The organism is Acinetobacter ursingii DSM 16037 = CIP 107286 (genome assembly GCF_000368825.1).
In the GTDB taxonomy this organism is placed as follows: Bacteria; Pseudomonadota; Gammaproteobacteria; order Pseudomonadales; family Moraxellaceae; genus Acinetobacter; species Acinetobacter ursingii.
Window position 1 is genome coordinate 141,876 of sequence record NZ_KB849715.1, and the last position, 18,589, is coordinate 160,464.

Below are 18,589 nucleotides of genomic sequence, written 5' to 3' on the forward strand. Positions count from 1 at the left end.
TTGCATCTCGCTCAAGAGTAATGAACTCTGGTTACAAAGTAAATGCATTTTCAATCCATTGCTGATCATATCGAAGTTTAGAAAAATCTTGCTGTACTGTTTTTGCAATTTTCTGTGGAAAATCAAAACAAATTACATCAAAACGACAATAAAACTCATCATAGGCTGGATGACATATCAAAAAATATTCAGCAGTACGAATAATTTTACGTTGTTGAGTAAGACGAATCATCTCATTGGCATGTCCATAGCCACCCAATGAACGTGCTTTAACCTCAACAAAAACAAGTTCCTGACCTCGCTCTACAATTAAATCCACCTCTCCAAATCGAGAATGAAAATTTTGCGTCACCAGTCGAAAGCCCTGTTGTTGTAAAATGACCAGTGCTTGCTGTTCCGCCCATTGACCGAGTGCATGTTGGTGATTGGTTGTCATGGATACACTTCGTTATTGGAGTTGTAAAATGTTATTTTTTTGTTTTTGATAACAATGCGGAATTCGTGTCACTCGTTGCGCATTCACATCCAGATCGCCCGTACGCCCTTGTAATGTGAAATTTTGAATTTTTGGGGTTTTTAAATAAAGTTCCGCGAGCATCCATGCATCCGCTCCAAAAGCAATCAGGCGTTGATACGGCATACTGACAGGCTGCTGCAAATAAGCCTGTGCAACATCATCCCACTGATGTTCGTATAAAGCAGGAACATCACAAAATTTTAGCCCATTTGGAATCGGCTGATTTTCCTCAATAGCAGTTGGTTGAGCATAAACATTATTTTTAGGTAGATGAGAAAGCTGATTCATCCACGCATCATCTCCCAAAAGTAATAATCCCTGCCCTTTTTTAAGCTTTTTAGGTATCTCTTCAACCACTTCCACAGATTGACCAAACTGCGACATAATCGACATCAGATACAACTCACTGTCCTGCTCTCGACCTGTTTGGCGCAATACAAGCAACTGTGAAACTTTGTCTTTTTGCATAATCTGTTTCAAGGCATAAGCATCATCTTGCTTGGACAAACTAAACTGGATCACGTTAGGTGATTGCGTTTCAACTTCATTTAAAGCCAAAATTCGGACTTTAGGATTAATCGCGACAATTTGCTCTACTTCATTTTTAGCCAATGGCCCAACAATCAACTGGGTTTTCTTATTAAGATGTTTAGCCAGAATGGTTTTGATCGTTTTTTTATCAGAATTGATAAATTTAAGCGGTACTTTATCTTCAGACAATGCATACGCACTCATAAAACCAGACTTAATGCTGCTTGTCGCTCGCGCCATAGGACCCGATTCAGGTAGAATGACCAACACTTCAGCCTGCGCTTGAGATATAAAAGCTGCAAAACCGACCAGCAGCCATTTTTTTTTATTATTCAACATGGAGTAAACCTTATGAGTGCTCAGTTATTTGTTGTAGCAACCCCAATTGGGCACTTGGATGACATGACCTTTAGGGCTATTGATATTCTTAAATCAGTTTCTATTGTAGCAGCAGAAGATACCCGCCAATCTGCGCAGTTATTTAAGCATTATAATATATCAACACCCCTCACCGCATGCCATGATCACAATGAAAGTAACAAAATTGAACAACTGATCGAGACGCTTCAATCAGGCAAAAATGTCGCACTGATTAGTGATGCAGGCACACCTTTAATCAGTGATCCCGGTTTTAAATTGGTTCGTGCTGCTCAGGAACATGGTATCCGTGTCACGCCTGTACCTGGTGCATGTGCTGCAATAGCAGCATTGAGTGCAGTCGGACTGCCAAGCGATCGTTTTAGTTTTGAAGGTTTTTTATCTTCTAAGTCATCACAGCGAATCGGTCAACTCGAAAAACTCAAAGATGAAACTCAAACATTGATTTTCTATGAAGCGCCGCATCGTATTTTAGATTGCGTCAAAGATATGGTCGCAATTTTTGGTGAAGATCGTCCAGTAGGTTTCGCCCGTGAGATTACCAAGACCTTTGAAACCATTAAAAAAATGACCTTAAAAGAGTTAGTGACATTTATTGAAAAGGATCATCATCAACAAAAGGGTGAAATTGTGTTGGTGGTCGGTGGTAATCCCGAACACAAAGATCTCGATCAGGAAAAAATGGATCAATTGCTCACACGGTTATTGCAAGATTTATCAGTTAAAGCGGCATCTCAACTGGCAGCCGATTTAACAGGCGTAAAAAAGAAAGTGGCGTATCAACGCGCACTAGAGCTGAATCAAGATCAGACGGATTAAATCACTTCAAAAACAAAGCATCACCGAAGTGATGCTTAGGGTTAATGTCTTGCTTCTTCGTCAGCAGGTACTTCAGTAATTTTTCCACCTTTTGCGAGAAAGGCTGCAATCTCATCTTCAAGTGCCTGACGTTGCTTTTGCTTTGCAGTTACGGTGAGGCTTTCAGCCTCAGCAAGATCAGCGTCACTTAAATTTCCGCCTTCTTCGCTATCACTGGCACCGCGTTCAGCCGCTTTGGCTTCATCTTCATCGACAGCTGAATCTTCAGCTTCATCATAATCATTTGTATCTGTCATTTTTGCTCCCCATCATGATCAGTAAATGGTTTATGAGACTCATCATAAATTACGAAGAAATGTAGCAATCTCTTTGGCATTCGCAAAGAGGCTTTTACTCCATATTCGTATCTTTTTTAACCATATTGGTAATAATATATAAATGATTGTTTAAAAAATATCTACTCTCTTGTCAAATTGCATAACGCGTGTTCTTTAAACTCGGTAAACCACTGGCTTGTTGCATAAAGGCATCTTTCAATAAAGGAGAATGATTGACCTGATTTAAGCCCAAATTTCGTGCAAAAATCAGTGGTCTTAATTCTGTCGTTTCTAGCCATCCGATGGTAGACATACTATGCATCATGGCTAGATTTTGTCCCTTACGCTCATGTTCATAACGCGCTAAAGTCTGTTCATGCGCCCACACACCACGTTGCAGATCATGCAGCAAGACATCACATAGCACTGCGGCATCTAAGCAGCCAATATTCACGCCCTGTCCTGCTAAAGGATGAATCACATGAGCAGCATCCCCAATTAACGCCAGACCAGCCTTCACATAATGCTGTGCTGAACGCGCTTTAAGCGGGAATTTCGCACGGGAGCGAACCTCGATAACTTCACCTAACATATGCTGACTTTCGCGAGTTAAAAGTTGTAAAAATTCAGCATCGTTTAAATCTGAATATTCCTCGGCGTAATCATCAGGCAATGTCCAGACAATCGATTGCCAATATCCATTTTCCTGCTCATCCAGACTCGCCATTGGTAAAAAGGCTAACGGCCCTGTGGGTAAAAAGATTTGTCGTGCCACATATTGGTGTGGTTTTGTGGTTTTAATGGCACAGCTAATCGCAGCTTGACGATAGTCTAAAACATCTAATTCAATATAAGCCTGATCACGTACAAAAGAGTTTGCACCATCCGCCCCAATGACTAATTTTGTTTTTAACACTTGACCATCTGCCAGTTCAACAATCCAACCTTGCACCTGCTGTTCAACACGAACGACTTTTACCTGAGTACGATAGTCCTGAATCTGTTGTAGCATTTTTTGTTGAATGACCAAATTAAGTAAACTGGGTTCAACCATAGAACCCAAAGCCTGATCAGGTGTCGGAAAAGCGGCTGATGCCTGACCAAATTCAATTTCACCATAGCCATTTTTATTCCAGACATGCATGCCCGTATAAGGCATCTGTCTGGGTAAATCATTCCAAACATCTACGGTTTTTAATAAATGAATCGTTGCCTGACTCAGTGCCAATACCCGTGGATTTAGAATATTTTTAACCTGTTCAGGATCGAGCACAGGTGCAGCATCTAATACGGTCGCTTGCACACCACCTTTGGCCAATAGTAAGGCGGTCAAACCACCGACCAGACCACCACCCACGATCACTACATCAAGAATTTCACTCATGCTTTTAACCCCATCGCATAGTTGGCAACGAGTGGTTTAATCCCTGGAACAACGTCAAACGCAACCAAACCTGTATTACGCAGTAATTTTAAAACGGGATTTTGATTACTAAAACCACGAACAACTGAATCGCAAAATTTAATCACTCGTTGTTGGTCTTTTAAACGCGACTGTTCATAAGCCAGTAAATTTTCAGGATCACCGATATCTTCAGATTGCGTTAAATGTTGAGTGAGAAAACGCACTAATACATCCGCATCACGTAGACACAAATTAAAACCTTGCCCAGCAACGGGATGAATGGTGTGTGCAGCATTTCCCATCAATACCACACGACCCACAGCTTGTTTATGCGCCAGCACTTGTGACAAAGGATAACTAAAACGTTTACCCGTCTTTTCAAACTTTCCAGCACGATCCCCATAGGTTTGTTGCAAAGCATCGAGGAAATGCTGATCGTTTTCTTCACCTAACCATTCAGCTTCTGTGCCTTTTTTAACAGGCCAAACCACAGAGCGACGATATTCGCCCGGCAAAGGTAGCAAGGCTAATGGACCCAGTGCACTAAAACGCTCAAATCCGACATGTTGATGCGGTTTTGATGTTTGTACAGCGGTGACAATCGCCACTTGGTCATAATCATGCACATCAACGCCAACACCAATCGCCTGACGACAGAAAGAATCACGACCATCAGCAGCAATCAATAATTGGGTTTGAAGCTCTAAATTTTCTTGATCGCGTAGAGCATGGATCGTAACTTGTTGCTGATCTTGTTCAAGTGAAGTGACTTCCACACCATCAATCAGTTCAATCAATGCTTGCTGACGCACTTGAGTCAACAACACTCGACCTAGCCATGCATTTTCAATCACCTGACCAAAGCTTTCGACTTTTTCCTGCTCTGCCACTAAACGAGCTTTACCAAAACTGCCTTGCTCTGTGATATGCACTTGTAAAATTGGGGTCGCATGCTGCTGTAAAGCGTCCCACAAACCAAGCTGCTGGTAAATCATGACACTACGTCGTGACAATGCGGTATTTCGAGCATCGAAACTTGAATGATACGGTGCAAGTTGATCATCTTCATAATTTGGATAACGAATTGCTTCCAACAATTGAACCGCAATATTTTGTTTGGCCAGCATTAGCGCTAGACTTAAACCGACCATTCCCCCACCGACAATAATGACTTTTTGCACGGTAAAACTCCTCAATACGTTTATCGTTATAGTTTGGCTTGTGCCATGAGTTGCTCAATTTCTTCAATTTCTTTAACTACAGCGCCCGTTAAAACCAGCGGGCCTTGCGCAGTAGCGACCACATCATCTTCAATACGAATCCCAATACCACGCCATTTTTCATCGACTGTTTCATCATCAGGTGCGATATAAAGTCCTGGCTCAACGGTCACCACCATACCTTCTTCGTATGGGCGCCATTCATTTTCTTTTTTATAATTGCCCACATCATGCACGTCCATCCCCAGCCAATGCCCTGTGCCATGCATATAAAACTGGCGAAATGCTTCATTTTCAATTAACTCATCCAGCTCACCTTTGAGCAAGCCTAAATCAAGTAGTCCTTGCGTTAAAATACGCACCGCTACTTCATGCGGTTCACGATAAGAATTGCCCACACGAACCGTATCAATGGCAGCATACTGAGCTTTTAACACCACCTCATAAAGTGCTTTTTGTTCAGGACTAAATTGACCATTCACAGGAAAAGTTCGAGTAATATCGGATGCATAACATTGATATTCACAAGCAGCATCGATCAGAACCAAATCACCATCTTTCAGTGCTTTGTCATTTTCGACATAATGCAAGATACAACCATTTGCTCCACCCCCAACAATACTATTGTACGATGGCACACAACCATGCTGTCCAAAGATATAATTTAGTTCAGCTTCTAACGCATATTCCATCATTTCAGGTCGAACTTTTTGCATGGCACGAGTATGCGCAGCAGCACTGATATCCGATGCAATTTGCATCAGTTCAATTTCTTGCTTGGATTTAATCAAACGCATTTCGTCGATGATACGATCCAATTGCAGAATTTGCGATGGCGCACCATTGCCACGACGTTGCTGAGCATCGGCGTGTTTAATCCACTGACTCACACGTGCATCAAACTCAGCACGATGACCAATGCGATAATAAAGTCGCTCTTTATTTAATAGTTTTTCCGCAATCTCTTCATCAAGCAGATCAATCGCATAGGCTTCATCTGCATCATAGTCTTCAATTGCGCCATCAATCCCCGCCCGATAACCATTCCAGATTTCCATTTCACGGTTACGTTCACGACAAAACAAACTATAGGTGTAATCATCCACCGTATCGAAAGTTTCAATGACCGCCACAGCTTCAGGTTCAGCGAAGCCTGTTAGATAGAAAAAACTGCTATCGGCACGGAATTTGTAGTCTGCATCACGGTTACGATAGGCAACAGGACTGGTTTCAATAATGGCAATACTGTTTGGCCCCATGTGTTGAGCGAGGCGGTCTCGACGAAGTTCAAAATCTGCTTGAGTCAATTTCATGAGGCTATAAGTCTTTAATTATCAAGTGGTAAAAAATTTAAACGCTCACATCGCCCAATTAGCTTGGACGATGCGGTGTAAACATTTCAACAATGCTTTGGTTATCTTTTCGTGCAGGATCGTTTTGGCTCTTGGCATGAAAGTTTTTGAGTAATGAACTTTCTTCTACTGGAATTTTTTTACGTCCCATTGAAAGGCTTACAGGAATTAAACGAACAAATTCATACAGTTCTTCGTAACTATTTTCACCTTCTTCGTCATCATCTGAGTCTTCAAACTCAACGGCAGCAACATCCTGTAAATGCTCAATCAATTCCATTTCATCACTGCGAATATGACCTGATGCCAATCCAAAGCCAAGTACCACACCCGCGCTCCAGTCTGCTAAGGCTTGAACACGTTCTTGCAAAGAATGCTCATCATCTGGAAGCATGGGTAAATAATCCAGTTCATCTTCGGATAAGGCATGTGCAACATCTTCTGCTTCATCACTAAGCAGTGCAAGTGCTTCATCACTTAATTGAGGGACATTAAGTGTATTTAAAATTTGTAACCATTCATCACGACTTGGTGCTTCGGTGACACAAACGATGCCCGTTAGTAAGCCATGAAGCTCACTTGGGCTTGAAATCTCCTCAATTCCGTTAAAATTTGTGAACCATTCATTCCAACCTGAAATATCGTCTTGCATTCGCTTATCCAATCTCTATACTTCGTATATATTACCTTTGATTGCAATTCTGTGCGACTACGTTATGTTAGAACAATTACAGCGTCTACAGGCGCATATTGGCGTTTTGAAAACGCGTTTACATCACCTTGAAAGTGAAAATGAGTCACTGACTCAAAAAAAGCAACAAGATGAAGAGCAGCATCATGCTCAAATTGTGCAAAAAAATGGGATCATCACCTCCAAACAGGAAGAAGTTGAACACCTGACTGAACAACTTTCCCAGTTACAAAATCAATTTCAGCAACTCAATATCGATGCCACAGCCCTTGCTGATCGTTATAGTCGTTTGGAAAAAAGTTGTACTGATCTTAAAAATCGTTTTCAGGAAATTTTGGCAGAACGTAATGATTTACGTGTGACTAAAGAAAAATTGCAGTTACAACAAAAGCACTCTCAGCAAGAATTACACGACATCCAACAAGATCGCGAACGTCTACTTCAAAAAAATGAACTCGCCAAATCTAAGGTCGAGGCGATTATTCAGCGTTTGGCTATTTTAGGTACAGAACAAGATCAACATGCGCAGGAAATTCAACAATTGGCTGATCCTAGTGTTGAAAATAGTGTAGATAACCAAGAGGAGATTCAATCATGAGTGAACAGGTAATGGTTGAATTGCGTCTAATTGAACAAACTTTTCGTTTAGCTACAACGGCCTCTGAAAAAGAAGAACTTGAACGCGCAGGGCAAATGCTCAATGAGAAATTTAATGAAATGCGTCGCAATGCACCGCGTGTTGAACACAATAAATTAGTGATTATGGTGGCATTACAACTGATGCAGGATGTGCTGAGTATGAACAAATCACTTCAGGAATATGCGCACTGTGAGCGTTTACTTGAAACAATATTAAACGATGTCGAACAAATTGTATAAACAATACAGTGGTATCGAGCAAAGCTTCACCATTTGAAAACTAACTTTACATAACGATTGCTGCAATGGATTGTCATCGACCAAAGATCGGTTATACTTAAACTGTCTCTGGGATGTTCGCCAGCGCGTCTGATTCCCCTGAGCCGATACTATCTTTTTAGGATAGCGTTCTGCGTATTTAGAGCGTATGCCTGTCCTGTGCAGGAAACCCAGCAAGTACGCGTCGCTTCCACCTTGAACTTAAGGGTTCAAGGGTAAAGACATTGCAGCGGCATCTTCGGAGGCATTTTTAATTTTATATAACAATAATTTAGATAAAGACCTCATCTCAAAACCACCCATATTCTCTTCAAAAATAGACCCTTAATAGACTTCATAATTATTGTGTTGTATCGTTAGAAATTGCTTATCACTGCTATAACTGAAATGGCCAATCATATTAAATTTAAAAAATCAGCAATAGATTCAATCCCACTTTGTCAGGATAAACAAGTTTTCTATCGAGATACTGCGACAATAGGATTTGGTTTGTGCGTCGGTAAGACAAAAAGCTATTTTGCAGAAAAGAAGATGCCAAATCAAAGCGCAAAGTGATAGGAAAGCACGGCGTTTATACACTTGAGCAAGCCAGAGCTGAAGCTAAGCGTCTACTTATTTTAATGGATGAAGGAGTAGATCCAGTTCAACAAAAAAAGCAGGTTCGCGTTGATTATCTTTCTAATCAGGAACTATCTAGGTTAATTCCAACAGTTGCTGAAGCTTATATACTTTACAAGGATAGAAGACCTTTATCAAACGACTCAATCTATTATTGGACTGCCACCACTCTCCTAGACAAATATCGTCTATTCTTGGACTGCCACCATTCTCCTAGACAAATATCGTCTATTCTTGGACTGCCACCATTCTCCTAGACAAATATCGTCTATTCTTTTTGCATAGGAGAGAACCTTATGAGTGGACAACGATACACCCCAGAATTTAAAGATGAAGCTGTCAAATTGATTACTGAACGTGGATATTCTGTCACCGATGTTGCAGAACGTTTAGGTGTATCACAGCACAGCATTTATAAATGGCTAAAGGCAGTACAGCCTTTACATAATAACTCTGATGAACATGAACTGCTCGAAGCAAAGAAAGAAATTCTACGCCTTAAAAGTCAGCTCAAACAAACTGAAGAGGAACGGGATATCTTAAAAAAGGCCGCAAGGTACTTTGCAAGCCTGCCCGAGTAAAGTATCAATTTATCCTTGAATACAGCCATCAATTTAAGATTAAAACGATGTGTCGGGTTCTGAAGATTGCTCGTGCTGGCTATTACGCCTGGTTGCATGAACCTGAATCAGGCAGGACTATTGAAGATAAGCGCTTATTACAGCTCATCCGTTCTTCTTATGATGCCAGTTATGGTATCTACGGTTATCGTCGCATCACACTGGATCTTAAAGAGCTAGGTGAAAACTGTGGGCCTAATCGTGTGCTGAAGATCATGAAGAACAATGCCATTGCCGCTGTTCGAGGATATAAGAAGCATAAAAGCTATGGTCGTGGTCGTCCGCAGATTGTGCCACCTAACCATTTAAATCGAGAGTTTGTTGTAAACACACCTGATACCTCGTGGGTGACTGATATTACCTACATCCGCACTTGGCAAGGCTGGTTATATTTGGCTGTGGTTCTCGATTTATATTCAAGGAAAGTCATCGGTTGGTCAATGAAACCTACGCTTGCCAAGGATATCGTTTTAGATGCAATTCTTATGGCAGTATGGCGACGCAGACCCAATGAACCTGTGATCATACACTCAGACCAAGGCTCACAATACAGCAGCGGAGACTGGCAGAAATTCTGTCAGAAGCATAATTTGGTTCCAAGTATGAGCCGGAGGGGAAACTGTTGGGATAATGCTGTTGCTGAATCCTTTTTTAGCAGCTTAAAGAAGGAAAGAATTAAAAAGCGAATCTATAAAACACGAGAAATGGCTCGTGCAGATGTGTTTGATTATATCGAGATGTTTTACAATCGAATCAGGCGTCATTCGCATCTCGATGGGATGAGCCCAGAAGCATTTGAGGCAGCTTCAAAATGAAGCTGTCTCATGTCTAGGATACTGGGAGCAGTCCATCTTTTTGCATAGGAGAGAACATTATGAGTGGACAGGGACTCATACTATAATGCTTTAGCTGAAACGGTAAACGGTAAACGGTAAACGGTAAACGGTTTATACAAAACAGAGGTGATTGAATATCTAAAAGCAGATTGGCAAGGTTTTGATCCTAGACAGTATCGTGGACAACATATCCCTCTAAATTCTTAAAATATTTATGTTCAAAGGTTTCAGGACTTAACCAGCCGTTTGCAGAATGTCGTCTGATTCGATTGTAGTAAACTTCAATATATTCAAACAAGACAGCATTGGCTTCTTTTCGAGTGGCAAATACACTGCCATGTATCACATGACCTTTCAATGTATGAAAGAAGCTTTCAGTCACCGCATTATCCCAACAATTCCCCCTACGTGACATGCTTTGAATACAGTTATTCGCCAATAATAGTGCTCTAAAATCACGACTACAGTACTGTGAGCCTTGGTCCGAATGCACCATGACACCTGTTGGATACCCCTGACGTGCCATTGCATAATTAAATGCATCACATACCAATTGACGATCTATCCGATGGCTGGTTTGCCAACCTATAATACGACGACTAAATAAATCTAGCATCACACATAAATACAGCCAACCTTCTTTGGTTCGGATATAGGTGATGTCTGTTGTCCAAACTTTATTTGGCAGAGTGACTGTAAACTGGCGATCTAATAAATTCGGTGCCGTCGGCAAATGATGATTTGAATCAGTCGTATGCTTATATTTACGTCCAATCTTGCTGCGTAAACTGAGCTTTTTCAGCATCCTTCCAACTGTACGTTCACTCATGCAGTAACCTAAATCATGCATGTCGTGCACCAATGAAGGTGCTCCTAAGCGAGCATGGTGTTGCCAATATACAGCTTTTAAATCAGTGTACTTCTGATTGACGTAAATCTGTCTCTTTCGCCAAGCATAGTAGCCCGAAGTGCTGACACCTAGGCATTTACAGGCAGAAGAAACCGTAATTTCAGTCACAGCTAGGCCTTGGATTACCGTGTACTTTTCTTGGCATGATCTGTCAGGAAGTACACATGCGCCTTTTTTAAAATATCATTAGCTTCCCTGAGTTGTTTGACTTCTTTTTCTAAATCGAGAATACGCTGTTGTTCTGGCGAGAGCTGTCTTTTGCTGGAACCAGTGGGGTTGGTCTCACGAATCCATTTATCTAATGTTGAATAACCCACACCTAATTTCTGGGCGATAGCAGCCACAGATTCGTGCGAGTTTGAAAGTGCATAATCAATTGCTTGTTGTTTAAATTCTGGACTAAAGCGTTTAGCCATTTTTACATCTCCAAAGTTAATGTTACGTTATCTTTAGAGGGAATCATTGTCCATTATTTTGGCTAGGATCAGTAAGTATGCCACCCAACAAATGTTGAAAAATGGCGGCGGTGCAATTGTCAATATTGCTTCGATTCACAGTATTACAGCGGTAGCAGGCCATGTGGGATATGCAGCGTCAAAACATGGCGTTCTAGGTCTGACACGTAATTTTGGTGTTGAATACGCCTCCCAGAATATTCGGGTCAATGCTGTTGGTCCAGGCTACATCGATACTCCATTATTAGACGAGCTTCCTGCCGAACAAAAACAGGGCCTAGTTTCTTTACATCCGATTGGAAGATTAGGCAATGCCGAAGAAGTGGCTAAATTAGTTTTGTTTTTAAGTTCAGATGAAGCCACTTTTATTAATGGAAGTTATTACAATATTGACGGTGGATATACTGCTATTTAAAAATGATTTTTATTTAAAAGCTCTAAAAATTCGACCTACAATGCCCTTTTATAATGGGCATTGTTTAGATTTATTTTGGATAAATTAACTATTTGAATGTGTAAGATTTTAACCAGTTAAAATATTTATCAAAATTACAGGTTTTTTACAGATCCCTATAATATTTTACCCGCCACTACGATTAGAGGAAAAGGAACTTTAGAGAGTGCTGGTGTTTTAGGTAAAGCGACCTATGGTACAGCTGTTGCTACAGTGCGTCTTAGCCCACTTGCAGATGCAAGCATTCGTCCTTATATTGGAATTGGTGCATCTTGGATGATTGTGTTTAACAGCAAAGATGCCTTTGTCAAAGACTTAAAAATTAAAAATGCCATTGGACCAGTGGCTCAAATAGGCCTTGATATTCCGATCAATCCACGATGGAGTGCTGTGATTGATGTCAAAAAAGTCTGGTTTGATACCCAAGCGAAAGGTTCTTTACTTGCTATGGGAGATGCCCTTATGCGTGCCGATATTGATGTTGATCCATTGGTGACTTCATTCAGTTTGGCTTACCATTTCTAAGTATCTACTGTACAACATCACGAGAAAACCGAGGTAAATAGATACTTTATTTGATTTAAAGCATGTATTTACCTTCGGTATAATAGAAAACCAACAAGTATTTGAATCATGTTTATTCATCATTTAACGCACATTCATAATTACTTGGATTTTGCCCACAACGCACCTGTTTCAACAAGTGCATCATGCTTTTATCATAATACCCTTCTTTGGTCATCTGGATTCGTGCTTCGCGCATAATTTTGACATAGCCTGCTTTATCGCCCTCTGGCACATCCATCCAATATTTTGTAGGGATTTCGTTTTCAATCTTATCTACAAATTCAAATGCAGGCGTAAGCTGTTTGGCAATGACTTCTCTCGCAATTGATCCCATGCCTGCTGGAAATTTATTACGATGCATAATCAATGTACCTGTAACCTGAATCAAAGGGAAACGAATGATTGCTCCAACAACTTTTCCATTTTTATCCATCATGCCTTTATTCAATTCCATCGGCTTAAATAACAATGCTGGTCCAGCAATGATTTCAACCTCACGATTATTAAACTTCCCCCCAACACTCGTAAGATCGACTGAAACAGGTTGTGCACCTACATTTTGAACCAATTTCTTTTGGGTGGGATCAAATTGAAATACCGCGACTTTACGTCCTGCGGCTTTTGCTAGGGTATTAATATTTCGATCATTGACCATAATATAAGCAGCACCTACTGGAACAATACCGACCACCTCATAATCTTTATTTACCATTTTTGAATCGAATTCGGGTTTTGCTAAAATCTGAATCACTGAAGCAAGTTGTTTATAAGTCTGTACTGCTCCCAAAGCATCAATACTTCCGACAAACGGATTAAACTGCTTGGCTCTTAAATTACTAATTCCTGCACCATCACATTTTTTACTTCTAAAATCCTCTGTCAAAATACGCTCATCGGTATAAACATTGAGTTTAACCATGGTTGAAGCTTTTTTCTTTAACTTAGGATAATCAATATCAATTTTGATTTGTAAATTGGAAGGTCGCGTAACATTCATATTCACACCAAAGTCTTTGGCAACCCGAGTAATACGTGGTAATTCGCTGATATAGCTGGTTGCCTGCTGAAAAGCTTCGCTGTTTTCGCCATTTGGTGAGTAAACACATAAGATGACTTGTTTGGGAATTTGTTGCCACGTCTTTGGATCATTAAGTAATTTTTTAACTTTTTGAGTGGAATGCTCAGAAAGAGACAAGTCTAGTTTTTCAGCATGACCATGTGGAATTAATAGAAATAAACATATGATCAATATAGATAATTTCATCCATAAATGATCAATTGCATGATTAAACTCAACGCTTATCAAATACTGTTTTTGTTTTAAATGATCCATCATCAAACTCCCTATTCATCATTTAAACATTAGGTGAGTGCTCCAAAAATAAAATTGACTCATCTGACATTTCCGATGGGCAGTTTCATCAATTTAATTTTTTTCTACATCTTTATCAATTTTGGTCTGAATTGGCTTTTATTTATTGGTTGCCGTATTTACTGCAAATGTTTTGTTTGGAGCTTTTAGATAGACTCAAATAAAGGATGAATAAAATTAGAGTAAATTAAAATGAAACGGACATTCTCAAATCTATGTTTGGCCCTCAGTTTAAGCTTAGGAACTACCGCAATCATCACTCATTCCAACACCGCGATAGCTGCCTCAAATATCAATATTCAGAACGTATTACAACAAGAACGCGCTTGGGCAGGTTTACAAACTAAAAAATTAAAAGTAGGTGATATTGAATGGGTATATAGCGAAGGAGGTCAGTCCTCCAAACCGACTATTATTTTAATTCATGGGTTAGCAGGTAGTCGGGATAACTGGAATCGTGTAGCACGTTATTTAACGCCTAACTATCATGTCATCATTCCTGATTTGCCTGCACATGGCGATACGAAAGTCGCCGATGATTTTGATCTGTCTATCCCTAATTTAACTGAAAAGTTAAGACGTTTTGCTGAAGCTGGACATTTTGAAAAAGAGGCTAATATCGCAGGACACAGCATGGGTGGCGCGATTGCCCTGCTCTATACAGCACAATATCCAACTGAAACAAAATCTTTACTCTTGGTCGATAGCGCAGGTGTATTTAAAACGGCGAATACGCCTTATTTAAAAAATCCTGCTTTACTCAGCGAACTAGTCGTAAAAAAGTCTGGCGATTTTGACAAACTGTTTCAGCTTGCCACGGCAACACCGCCCTTTATTCCCACTGAGTTAAAGACTGAACAAGAAAAACTCATGATTTCTCAGTCTAAAAGTACTCAACGCATGGTCGATCAGCTCGTTGCCATGTCCAAAGTATATACGCCTGAGACTTTTGCAATCGCGGCAAAATCTATCGATGTACCAACTTATATTGTCTGGGGAGACAAAGATAAAATTATCAATGTTGAAGCCGCTCAAGAACTCAAAGAGTTATTAAAAAATGCTGAACCCCCTTTGATTTTAAAAGATGTAGGACATATGCCCATTATGGAGGCTGATCAAATTTTGGCGCAGCAGTATCTGATCTTTTTAAATAAACACAAGTAGAAATTAAACTCCGTAAATCAAACAGGAGCCAAATTTAGGCTCCTGTTTTTTATAGATTTATATTGTTAAAGTTTGCGTAATCTTAAAGCATTTAATACCACGGAAAGTGAACTCAAGGACATGGCAATCGCTGCAAACATCGGAGTGAGTAGCCAACCTGTCAGTGGATAAAAAATTCCTGCTGCAATAGGTACACCCAAACCATTATAGAGAAACGAAAACGCCAAATTCTGTTTCATATTTTTCACGCCTTGTTTAGCCAGATGTACTGCTTGGGCAACACCTTGTATGTCGCCTTTGACCAAAGTAATCTGCGCAGTTTGTTTGGCAATATCAGTGCCTGTGCCCATGGCAATCCCCACGTCGGCTTGTGCCAAAGCAGGTGCATCATTGATGCCATCTCCAGCCATCGCCACGACTTTGCCTTGTGATTGATAGCGTTTCACGATCTCCAATTTTTGTTTAGGATCTAAATCGCCATAAGCATGTTCAATCCCTAATTGCTGCGCAACCATTTGGGCATATTTATGGTGATCACCTGTTGCCATAATCACTTCAATCCCATCTTGATGGAGTTGGTCAATGACGGCTTTCGCATTTTCTTTAATCGCATCATGAATCACAATATAAGCAATGACGGCTTTGTCATTCAGCAGAAAACTAATCACATCGCCCTGTTCACGCAGTTGATCCAATTTGGCACTAAGCGTAGCATCCAGTTTTAATCCAAGTTGATCAACCAATTTCTGGCTACCCACATAATAGGTTTGCCCTTCAAATTGACCTTTTACCCCAAAACCAGTGACATCTTCAAAATCATCAACTTTTAACAACTCATCTGTTTTCACAAGTTTTGTTAATGTTTGCGCAATCGGATGCGTTGAATATTGTTCAATTGAAGCAATATAACGCTCTACGGTTTTTTGCTCTAGAGAATCATCCAATAACTGGATTTGTTTTAGGCTCGGTTTTCCTTCTGTCAACGTGCCTGTTTTATCAATAATCAAAACATTGACTTTGCTTAAAGCCTCGATTGCTTCGGCATCTTTAAACAGTACCCCTTTTTGGGCAGCACGACCAGTGGTTGCCATCACCGACATTGGCGTTGCTAAACCCAATGCACATGGACAAGCAATAATTAAAACAGCGACAGCACACATTAAAGCTAAATCAAACTGTGCATGCCCAAACAGCATCCACGCTATAAATGTAATGACACTAATCGAGAGGACTGCCATCACAAAGTATTTGGCTGCAATATCGGCAATCCGTTGCAAGGGCGCTTTTGAACGCTGTGCTTCTGCGACAGCCTGAATCATTTTTGATAAGGTGGTATTGGTTCCCACCGCCGTGGTTTGGATACGAATACTGCCTTGCTGATTGACTGTTCCCCCGATCACTTTATCTTCCAACTGTTTTTTTACAGGTACAGGTTCACCCGTCATCATGGATTCATCGACATAGGTTTTCCCGTCAATCACGATGCCATCCAGAGGAATCTGTTCACCAGAAGAAATCTGTAAAATATCATTTTCTTTAATCTGACTGATGTCGACTTCCTCAACCACATCATCCCGAACCCGTTTGGCTGTATGTGGCTGTAAACGTAATAAGGCTCTTAAGGAATCGGCTGTTTGCGCTCGGGCTTTCAGCTCCATGATTTGTCCAAGCAAGCTCAAAGACACAATCATACAAGCCGCTTCATAATATACCGCAACGCCATGCCCTGTTTTTGCTTCCATTGGAATCAGTGATGGGAAAATGGTCGCAATCACGCTATAAATAAACGCCGCAAGTACACCAACTCCAATCAGGCTCCACATATTCAAGTGACGGGTTTTATAAGAAACCCAACATCTTTGCAAAAATGGATAACCCGCCCATAACACCACAGGAATACTCAAAACCAACTCAATCCACGGTTGGATCTGCGGTGAAATAAAAGCATGGATATGTGAACCCATGGCCAAAACCACCACCAATAAAGTGAGAGGTAAAGTCGTCCAGAAACGTTTACTAAAATCCACCAATTCTGGATTTGGTCCTTCATCCAACGTCGGTTGCATCGGTTCCAAAGCCATCCCGCAAATCGGACAGGTTCCAGGGCCTTTTTGTACAATTTCAGGATCCATCGGACAGGTATAATCAATATCCATTGCACCTTCAGGTACAGCACGCTCATCCAATGGAATCAAATACGTTTCAGGATCATTTTTAAATCTATCTAAGCAGGAAGGATTACAGAAATAATATTCTTTACCCTGATAATGTGTATGCAAAGGACTGCTGCTACTGACTTTCATGCCACACACTGGGTCTATTTCAGTTTGAGAATTTTCATGCTCAGCATGCTGATGCTCACCTCCGCTGCAACAACTTTTGGCTTGAGGTTGAGTCTTTTCAGTAGATACAGCCGCTTCAATAGACTTTGCTCCACAACATGACGACATAGCAGTCGCTTGGATCACGTCATTTTTTTGATCCAACGGTTTTGAATCGTGACCACAACCACTTGAAACGGCTTTAGGCGGTGCTGGATGGGAACATCCACCCCCCGATCCTGTCTCATGACTTGTGGTTTTTTCATTTCCACAACAACTTTTCTCTGATTTTTTCTCTGACTGTTGCATTTTTACGGCTGGATTAGAGCAATGACTGGATAACGCAGATTCAGTTTCTTTAACTAGATATTTTTCAGGATGTTGTTCAAATTTTTGCTTACAACTGGCGGAACAAAATAAATAACGAGTTCCATCCAGATCAATATGATATTGACTGTCTTCGGCTACGGTCATTCCACAAACAGGATCAATAGACACGATTTTTTTCGGTGAAACCGTAGCTTTGGAACAACATGAAGTTTGCTTTGGCTCAGTCATGGTGGTGTTCTCGTATTCTTATATGATTGTGCTAAGATAAATGCTGTACCTAGGTACGGAGTCAAGCTTTTTATTGAGGCAAATAAGAGGAATTAGCCATGCTAACCATTGGCAAACTGGCTAAACAGGCCAATTTAAATGTTGAAACGATTCGTTATTATCAACGTATTGGTCTCATGCGTACCCCAGACACCATCAGCCACTATCGTTATTATAATGATCAAGATATAGAAACTTTAAGTTTTATACAAAAAGCCAAAGATGCAGGATTACAGCTCAGTGAGATTAAAGAACTTCTCCAATTACAACTGAATGATCGCGAACAAGTTCGCCATGTGATTGAACAGCGTCTTGAGAAAATTGATCTTCGTATTCAGGAATTAGAAGGCTTAAAGCAGCGTCTCAGCAGTTGGATCGATGAGTGTAAATCGGCACAAGCCGATTGTTGTCCTATTTTGCTAGATTTAAAACAGAGGAGCAATCTGTAAACAGACCTGCCATGATTCATTTTCAAAAAAGCTGAGAAATAAAAAAAACCTGAGTCCGAAAACTCAGGTTTTTTTATC

The 18,589-nt window shown here is 40.6% G+C and carries 18 protein-coding genes, 1 other RNA gene and 1 pseudogene; 10 read left to right on the forward strand and 10 right to left on the reverse strand.

Translation table 11 applies throughout. The features are described from left to right. Positions 1-31: 31 nt before the first annotated feature. Positions 32-436: a YraN family protein gene (locus F944_RS03740; RefSeq protein ID WP_004987089.1), complete on the reverse strand. Its 405-nt coding sequence runs from the start codon at positions 434-436 to the stop codon at positions 32-34. A 12-nt stretch (positions 437-448) separates the two neighbouring features. Next, a complete protein-coding gene (locus tag F944_RS03745) occupies positions 449-1,387 on the reverse strand; it encodes a penicillin-binding protein activator (protein WP_004987091.1) in 939 nt (312 codons plus the stop codon). 12 nt (positions 1,388-1,399) lie between these two features. Between F944_RS03745 and rsmI the strand changes: the two genes are divergently transcribed. Beyond that, positions 1,400-2,245: a 16S rRNA (cytidine(1402)-2'-O)-methyltransferase gene (rsmI, locus tag F944_RS03750; RefSeq protein WP_004987093.1), complete on the forward strand. Its 846-nt coding sequence runs from the start codon at positions 1,400-1,402 to the stop codon at positions 2,243-2,245. Positions 2,246-2,286: 41 nt separating this feature from the next. Here rsmI and F944_RS03755 read toward each other — a convergent pair whose 3' ends face one another. The 5 genes from F944_RS03755 to F944_RS03775 form a co-directional block, all read right to left on the reverse strand. Further along, a complete protein-coding gene (locus F944_RS03755; RefSeq protein ID WP_004987097.1) occupies positions 2,287-2,541 on the reverse strand; it encodes a hypothetical protein in 255 nt (84 codons plus the stop codon). Between the two features lie 172 nt (positions 2,542-2,713). Further along, a complete protein-coding gene (locus tag F944_RS03760) occupies positions 2,714-3,946 on the reverse strand; it encodes an FAD-dependent monooxygenase (protein ID WP_004987099.1) in 1,233 nt (410 codons plus the stop codon). After that, positions 3,943-5,148, reverse strand: a complete 1,206-nt coding sequence (gene ubiH, locus F944_RS03765) for a 2-octaprenyl-6-methoxyphenyl hydroxylase (RefSeq protein ID WP_004987101.1) — start codon at positions 5,146-5,148, stop codon at positions 3,943-3,945. The genes F944_RS03760 and ubiH overlap by 4 nt, the downstream gene beginning before the upstream one ends. 26 nt (positions 5,149-5,174) lie before the next feature. Next, complete coding sequence (gene pepP / locus F944_RS03770; protein ID WP_004987103.1) at positions 5,175-6,500, reverse strand: Xaa-Pro aminopeptidase; 1,326 nt, start codon at positions 6,498-6,500, stop codon at positions 5,175-5,177. A gap of 58 nt (positions 6,501-6,558) precedes the next feature. After that, on the reverse strand, positions 6,559-7,191 hold the full coding sequence (locus F944_RS03775) for a UPF0149 family protein (RefSeq protein ID WP_004987104.1): 633 nt from the start codon (positions 7,189-7,191) through the stop codon (positions 6,559-6,561). A 64-nt stretch (positions 7,192-7,255) separates the two neighbouring features. On the opposite strand from F944_RS03775, the gene F944_RS03780 reads away from it, so the two are divergent. The 5 genes and pseudogenes from F944_RS03780 (at position 7,256) to F944_RS03800 (ending at position 10,201) form a co-directional block, all read left to right on the forward strand. Next, a complete protein-coding gene (locus F944_RS03780) occupies positions 7,256-7,828 on the forward strand; it encodes a hypothetical protein (protein WP_004987105.1) in 573 nt (190 codons plus the stop codon). Next, positions 7,825-8,109 carry a cell division protein ZapA gene (locus F944_RS03785; protein ID WP_004987106.1) on the forward strand — a complete coding sequence of 95 codons (285 nt, stop codon included), beginning with the start codon at positions 7,825-7,827 and terminating at the stop codon, positions 8,107-8,109. The genes F944_RS03780 and F944_RS03785 overlap by 4 nt, the downstream gene beginning before the upstream one ends. A 102-nt stretch (positions 8,110-8,211) precedes the next feature. After that, a non-coding RNA gene (gene ssrS, locus F944_RS16675) (6S RNA) lies at positions 8,212-8,397 on the forward strand. A 138-nt stretch (positions 8,398-8,535) separates the two neighbouring features. Then, positions 8,536-8,915, forward strand: a pseudogene (locus F944_RS03790) (Arm DNA-binding domain-containing protein); the annotation flags it as partial. Positions 8,916-9,062: 147 nt separating this feature from the next. After that, positions 9,063-10,201 (forward strand): IS3 family transposase gene (locus tag F944_RS03800; protein ID WP_104794622.1). Its coding sequence is split into 2 segments (ribosomal slippage): positions 9,063-9,321 and positions 9,321-10,201, totalling 1,140 coding nucleotides; the frame shifts between segments, so codons are not numbered across the junction. A 187-nt stretch (positions 10,202-10,388) separates the two neighbouring features. Here F944_RS03800 and F944_RS03805 read toward each other — a convergent pair. Next, positions 10,389-11,548 (reverse strand): IS3 family transposase gene (locus tag F944_RS03805; RefSeq protein WP_104794772.1). Its coding sequence is split into 2 segments (ribosomal slippage): positions 10,389-11,302 and positions 11,302-11,548, totalling 1,161 coding nucleotides; the frame shifts between segments, so codons are not numbered across the junction. A 46-nt stretch (positions 11,549-11,594) separates the two neighbouring features. Here F944_RS03805 and F944_RS03815 point away from each other — a divergent pair. Both F944_RS03815 and F944_RS03820 read left to right on the forward strand, forming a co-directional pair. Then, complete coding sequence (locus F944_RS03815; RefSeq protein ID WP_004987111.1) at positions 11,595-12,002, forward strand: SDR family NAD(P)-dependent oxidoreductase; 408 nt, start codon at positions 11,595-11,597, stop codon at positions 12,000-12,002. A 180-nt stretch (positions 12,003-12,182) separates the two neighbouring features. Then, positions 12,183-12,566, forward strand: coding sequence for an OmpW/AlkL family protein (locus tag F944_RS03820; RefSeq protein WP_080633046.1), 384 nt, complete (start codon positions 12,183-12,185; stop codon positions 12,564-12,566). 112 nt (positions 12,567-12,678) lie between these two features. On the opposite strand, the gene F944_RS03825 is transcribed toward F944_RS03820, so the two are convergent. Beyond that, positions 12,679-13,872 (reverse strand): putative solute-binding protein, encoded by a 1,194-nt coding sequence (locus tag F944_RS03825; RefSeq protein WP_227546663.1) that lies wholly within the window; start codon positions 13,870-13,872, stop codon positions 12,679-12,681. A 300-nt stretch (positions 13,873-14,172) separates the two neighbouring features. Here F944_RS03825 and F944_RS03830 point away from each other — a divergent pair, with 300 nt between their 5' ends. Further along, a complete protein-coding gene (locus tag F944_RS03830; RefSeq protein ID WP_004987114.1) occupies positions 14,173-15,144 on the forward strand; it encodes an alpha/beta fold hydrolase in 972 nt (323 codons plus the stop codon). A 65-nt stretch (positions 15,145-15,209) separates the two neighbouring features. On the opposite strand, the gene F944_RS03835 is transcribed toward F944_RS03830, so the two are convergent. Then, positions 15,210-18,023: a heavy metal translocating P-type ATPase gene (locus tag F944_RS03835; protein WP_004987116.1), complete on the reverse strand. Its 2,814-nt coding sequence runs from the start codon at positions 18,021-18,023 to the stop codon at positions 15,210-15,212. Positions 18,024-18,121: 98 nt separating this feature from the next. Here F944_RS03835 and F944_RS03840 point away from each other — a divergent pair, with 98 nt between their 5' ends. Continuing rightward, entirely contained in the window at positions 18,122-18,511 is a 390-nt protein-coding gene (locus F944_RS03840; RefSeq protein WP_004987118.1) for a MerR family transcriptional regulator, read from the forward strand. Positions 18,512-18,589 lie beyond the last annotated feature (78 nt).

Coding starts and splice junctions, on each gene's coding strand:
- F944_RS03825 (WP_227546663.1), bottom strand. CDS start 13,872: ATGAAATTATCTATATTGATCATATGTTTATTTCTATTAATTCCACAT.
- F944_RS03740 (WP_004987089.1), bottom strand. CDS start 436: ATGACAACCAATCACCAACATGCACTCGGTCAATGGGCGGAACAGCAA.
- F944_RS03785 (WP_004987106.1), top strand. CDS start 7,825: ATGAGTGAACAGGTAATGGTTGAATTGCGTCTAATTGAACAAACTTTT.
- F944_RS03835 (WP_004987116.1), bottom strand. CDS start 18,023: ATGACTGAGCCAAAGCAAACTTCATGTTGTTCCAAAGCTACGGTTTCA.
- F944_RS03780 (WP_004987105.1), top strand. CDS start 7,256: ATGTTAGAACAATTACAGCGTCTACAGGCGCATATTGGCGTTTTGAAA.
- F944_RS03830 (WP_004987114.1), top strand. CDS start 14,173: ATGAAACGGACATTCTCAAATCTATGTTTGGCCCTCAGTTTAAGCTTA.
- rsmI (WP_004987093.1), top strand. CDS start 1,400: ATGAGTGCTCAGTTATTTGTTGTAGCAACCCCAATTGGGCACTTGGAT.
- pepP (WP_004987103.1), bottom strand. CDS start 6,500: ATGAAATTGACTCAAGCAGATTTTGAACTTCGTCGAGACCGCCTCGCT.
- F944_RS03840 (WP_004987118.1), top strand. CDS start 18,122: ATGCTAACCATTGGCAAACTGGCTAAACAGGCCAATTTAAATGTTGAA.
- F944_RS03775 (WP_004987104.1), bottom strand. CDS start 7,191: ATGCAAGACGATATTTCAGGTTGGAATGAATGGTTCACAAATTTTAAC.
- F944_RS03745 (WP_004987091.1), bottom strand. CDS start 1,387: ATGTTGAATAATAAAAAAAAATGGCTGCTGGTCGGTTTTGCAGCTTTT.
- F944_RS03755 (WP_004987097.1), bottom strand. CDS start 2,541: ATGACAGATACAAATGATTATGATGAAGCTGAAGATTCAGCTGTCGAT.
- F944_RS03760 (WP_004987099.1), bottom strand. CDS start 3,946: ATGAGTGAAATTCTTGATGTAGTGATCGTGGGTGGTGGTCTGGTCGGT.